The organism is Streptomyces sp. SID1328 (assembly GCF_009865595.1).
GTDB classification, from domain to species: domain Bacteria; phylum Actinomycetota; class Actinomycetes; order Streptomycetales; family Streptomycetaceae; genus Streptomyces; species Streptomyces griseoluteus.
In genome coordinates this window covers 1-3939 of the sequence record NZ_WWKH01000796.1, presented here as the reverse complement: position 1 = coordinate 3939, position 3939 = coordinate 1, and the positions used below count along the sequence as shown (strand labels likewise).

The window sequence follows — 3939 nt, the reverse complement described above, 5'->3', positions numbered from 1 at the left end:
CGCGCCGAGCGCGCCGAACAGCAGGGCGGCGGCGAGGCTGCGCCGGCCGGAGCGGGCGGGCGCGGCGGCTTCGGAACGGGGGTGCGGTACGGCAGTCACGTACTCCACTATCGCCTGAACCCCCAACGAAGCGTCATCCGGGGTTCCCGCGAGCGGGTCACACGGTGCCCAGCCGGTTGGCGGTGTGCACGGCGCGCAGCACGGCCGCCGCCTTGTTGCGGCACTCCTGGTCCTCCGCGACCGGGTCGGAGTCCGCGACGATCCCGGCTCCGGCCTGCACATACGCCGTGCCGTCGCGCAGGAGGGCGGTGCGGATGGCGATGGCGGTGTCGGAGTCGCCCGCGAAGTCGAGGTAGCCGACGCAGCCGCCGTACAGGCCGCGCCGGGAGGGCTCGAGCTCGTCGATGATCTGCATCGCGCGGGGCTTGGGGGCGCCGGAGAGGGTGCCGGCCGGGAAGCAGGCGGTGAGCACGTCGAAGGCGGTCCGGTCCCCGGCGACCTCGCCGGTGACGGTCGACACGATGTGCATCACGTGCGAGTAGCGCTCGATCGACATGAAGTCGACGACCTCCACCGAGCCGGGTTCGCAGACCCGGCCGAGGTCGTTGCGGCCGAGGTCGACCAGCATCAGGTGCTCGGCGCGCTCCTTGGGGTCGGCCATCAGCTCGTCGGCGAGCGCCTGGTCCTCCTGCGGGGTGGCGCCCCGGTGCCGGGTGCCCGCGATGGGGTGCACCATGGCGCGGCCGTCCTCGACCTTGACCAGGGCCTCGGGCGAGGAGCCGACCACGTCGAACCCGTCGAACCGGAACAGGTACATGTACGGGGACGGGTTGGTGGCCCGCAGCACCCGGTACACGTCCAGCGCGCTCGCGGTGCACGGCGTCTCGAAGCGCTGGGAGGGGACGACCTGGAACGCCTCGCCCGCGCGGATGCGCTCCTTGACGTCCTCCACGGCCGCCCGGAAGTCGGGGCCGCCCCACAGCGCGGTGTACTCGGGCAGCTCGGAGGGCGGCAGCACGGCCGGGGGCTGGGCGACCGGGCGGGCCAGGTCGGCCTCCATCGCGTCGAGCCGGGCGACCGCGTCGGCGTACGCCTCGTCCACGCCGGTGTCGAGGTCGTTGTGGTTGATCGCGTTGGCGATCAGCAGGACCGAGCCCTCCCAGTGGTCCATCACCGCGAGATCGCTGGTCAGGAGCATGGTCAGCTCGGGCAGGTTCAGGTCGTCGCGCTCGCCGGGGCCGATCTTCTCCAGGCGGCGGACGATGTCGTAGCCGAGGTAGCCGACCATGCCGCCGGTGAAGGGCGGCAGGCCCTCCTGGTGCGGGGTGTGCAGGGCCTGGAGGGTGGCGCGCAGCGCGGCGAGCGGGTCGCCCGCGGTGGGGACGCCGACCGGCGGGGTCCCGAGCCAGTGGGCCTCGCCGTCGCGCGTGGTCAGGGTGCCCGCCGAGCGGACGCCGACGAAGGAGTACCGGGACCAGGAGCGGCCGTTCTCGGCGGACTCCAGCAGGAAGGTGCCGGGGCGTTCGGCGGCGAGCTTGCGGTAGAGGGCGACGGGGGTGTCTCCGTCGGCGAGGAGCTTGCGGGTGACCGGGACGACCCGCCGGTCGGCGGCGAGTTTGCGGAAGGTGTCGAGGTCCATGGCGTTCACCGGTCCTCCCCCTTGAGCAGCACGTCGGCGTCGAAGCAGGTCCGGTCGCCGGTGTGGCAGGCGGCGCCCGTCTGGTCGACCTTGACGAGCACGGTGTCGGCGTCGCAGTCCAGCGCGACCGACTTGACGACCTGGACGTGGCCGGAGGTGTCGCCCTTGACCCAGTACTCCTGGCGGCTGCGGGACCAGTACGTGCAGCGGCCGGTGGTCAGCGTGCGGTGCAGCGCCTCGTCGTCCATCCAGCCGAGCATCAGCACCTCGCCGGTGTCGTACTGCTGGGCCACGGCGGGGACGAGGCCGTCCGGGTCGCGCTTGAGGCGGGCGGCGATCTCGGGGTCGAGGCCGCTGGGACGGGGGCTGCCGGTCGTACGGGTCATGGGTGCCATTGTGCCGTGCGGCGCCCGGGGCCACGTTCCGTGTCCAGTGCGTGATCCTCGGCGGTGGCCGTACGCTGAAGTCATGTCGACCTTCGCCAAGCGTGAACGGCTCCTGCTCGCAGACCTCTTGGAAACCGCCGGCCCGGACGCCCCGACCCTGTGCGAGGGCTGGACGACCCGTCATCTGGCCGCGCACGTGGTGGTGCGCGAACGGCGCCCCGACGCGGCGGCGGGGATGCTCGCCAAGCCCCTGGCCTCCCGGCTGGACCGGGTGATGGAGGAGTACGCGGCCAAGCCCTACGACGAGCTGATCCGGCTGATCCGCACCGGCCCGCCGACGTTCTCCCCGTTCCGGCTGAAGCAGCTGGACGAGGCGGCCAACACCGTCGAGTTCTACGTCCACGCCGAGGACGTGCGCCGCGCCCAGCCGGACTGGAGCCCGCGCGAGCTGGACCCGGTCTTCCAGGACCTGCTGTGGTCGCGGCTGGAGCGCACGGCCCGGATGACCGGGCGGCACGCCCCGACCGGCCTGGTGCTGCGCCGCCCGGACGGCCGGACGGTGGTGGCGCACCGGGGCACGCCGGTGGTGACGGCGACCGGTGAGCCCTCGGAGCTGCTGATGTTCGCCTACGGGCGGCAGGACGCGGCCAAGGTGGCGCTGGAGGGCGACGCGGACGCGATCGCCTCCCTGCACGACTGCCGCCAGCTCGGTCTCTGAGCCGCTCCGGCCACCTGACGAGAGCGGGGCACCGCCATGATCAAGGTCGCCATGACCGGGGTGTACGTGGACGACGTGGCGCGGGCGCACGCCTTCTACACGGAGGTGCTGGGGTTCGAGACCCGGCACCTCCTGGACCTCGGCGACGGCGTGCTGTTCGTGACGGTGGGCGCGCCCGAGGGGGTCCAGCCGGACCTCCAGTTGCTGCTGGAGCCCGGCGGGGGCCCCATCGCCGAGCCGTACCGCACCGCGCTGTACGACGCGGGCCTGCCGACCATCGTGTTCGAGGTGGACGACATGCGCGTGGAGTACGAACGGCTGCGCGCCGCCGGTGTCCGGTTCACCCACCCCCCGCAGGAGCAGGGGCCGGTGCTGGCGGCCGTGCTCGACGACACGGTGGGCAATCTGGTCCAGCTCACCCAGCGGCTGCGCTGACCCTTGAGACGGGCAGCTCGGCCCGCCTGAGGTGCGGGAAGCACAGCACCACGACCCCGCCCAGCCCGCACACCGCCGCGCTGGCCACGAACACCGGCCCGAGTCCCCAGACGCCGATCGCGGTGGCCGCGAACGGCATGCTCAGCGGGGCGAGCCCCAGGCTGACCAGACTGGCGACGGCGGTGATCCGGCCCAGGTAGGCGGGGTCGGCCTGGGTCTGGAGCAGCGCCCCGCACATCGCGCCGCTGAGCCCGGCGAGCAGCCCGACCAGCAGGGCCGTGCCGACCGCCGCGGGGAGCACCGGCACATAGGCGAGGGCGCCGATGGCGACCGACCCGGCGAGGATCGAGCAGGCCGCGGTCAGCCCGGCGCGCGGAACCCGGCCGCGTACCGCGAGCAGCAGCGAGACGGCACCCGCGCCGACGCCGAACCCGGCGAGCACCCAGCCCATGCCGGCCGCGCCCCAGCCGCGCCGGTCGGCGAGCAGGGTGAGGCCGACGTTGAGCGGGCCGACGAAGCCGAAGTCGCCCAGGGCGATGGCGAGCATCAGCGGGCCGAGGACGCGGTGGCGGCGGACGTAGCGCAGGCCGTCCACCAGGCCGGCCCAGGCGGTGCCCGCCTCTCGGCCGGTCTTCTCGTCGGGGAGCGGTCTGATCCGGACGGTGATCAGCAGGGGCAGCGAGAGCGCGATGAGCAGTCCGGCCAGTCCGAACGCGGTGGCCGCGCCGCCCATGGCCACACCGAGCCCGCCGAGCGGGGCG

General features: G+C 73.8%; 5 protein-coding genes and 1 pseudogene. 2 read left to right on the top strand and 4 right to left on the bottom strand.

Annotation, left to right across the window (positions count from 1 at the left end; genetic code table 11):
* The 3 genes and pseudogenes from GT030_RS37425 to hisI all read right to left on the bottom strand — a co-directional run.
* Positions 1-108, bottom strand: a pseudogene (locus tag GT030_RS37425) (TIGR02234 family membrane protein); the annotation flags it as partial.
* A gap of 49 nt (positions 109-157) precedes the next feature.
* Positions 158-1639 (bottom strand): anthranilate synthase component I, encoded by a 1482-nt coding sequence (locus tag GT030_RS25655; RefSeq protein ID WP_161203145.1) that lies wholly within the window; start codon positions 1637-1639, stop codon positions 158-160.
* A gap of 5 nt (positions 1640-1644) precedes the next feature.
* A complete protein-coding gene (hisI, locus tag GT030_RS25650; protein WP_130334460.1) occupies positions 1645-2025 on the bottom strand; it encodes a phosphoribosyl-AMP cyclohydrolase in 381 nt (126 codons plus the stop codon).
* An 82-nt stretch (positions 2026-2107) separates the two neighbouring features.
* Here hisI and GT030_RS25645 point away from each other — a divergent pair, with 82 nt between their 5' ends.
* The gene (locus GT030_RS25645) at positions 2108-2743 is read left to right on the top strand and encodes a TIGR03085 family metal-binding protein (protein WP_161203144.1); all 636 of its coding nucleotides are present in this window, start codon (positions 2108-2110) and stop codon (positions 2741-2743) included.
* A 36-nt stretch (positions 2744-2779) separates the two neighbouring features.
* Positions 2780-3178, top strand: coding sequence for a VOC family protein (locus GT030_RS25640; RefSeq protein WP_161203143.1), 399 nt, complete (start codon positions 2780-2782; stop codon positions 3176-3178).
* Here the strand turns inward: GT030_RS25640 and GT030_RS25635 are convergent.
* On the bottom strand, positions 3159-3939 hold a 781-nt coding region (locus GT030_RS25635), incomplete at its 5' end, for an MFS transporter (RefSeq protein WP_161203142.1). The genes GT030_RS25640 and GT030_RS25635 overlap by 20 nt on opposite strands.

Bases quoted from the DNA above. Each gene is read 5' to 3' on its own strand.
- hisI (WP_130334460.1), bottom strand. From the start codon at position 2,025: ATGACCCGTACGACCGGCAGCCCCCGTCCCAGCGGCCTCGACCCCGAG.
- GT030_RS25645 (WP_161203144.1), top strand. From the start codon at position 2,108: ATGTCGACCTTCGCCAAGCGTGAACGGCTCCTGCTCGCAGACCTCTTG.
- GT030_RS25655 (WP_161203145.1), bottom strand. From the start codon at position 1,639: ATGGACCTCGACACCTTCCGCAAACTCGCCGCCGACCGGCGGGTCGTC.
- GT030_RS25640 (WP_161203143.1), top strand. From the start codon at position 2,780: ATGATCAAGGTCGCCATGACCGGGGTGTACGTGGACGACGTGGCGCGG.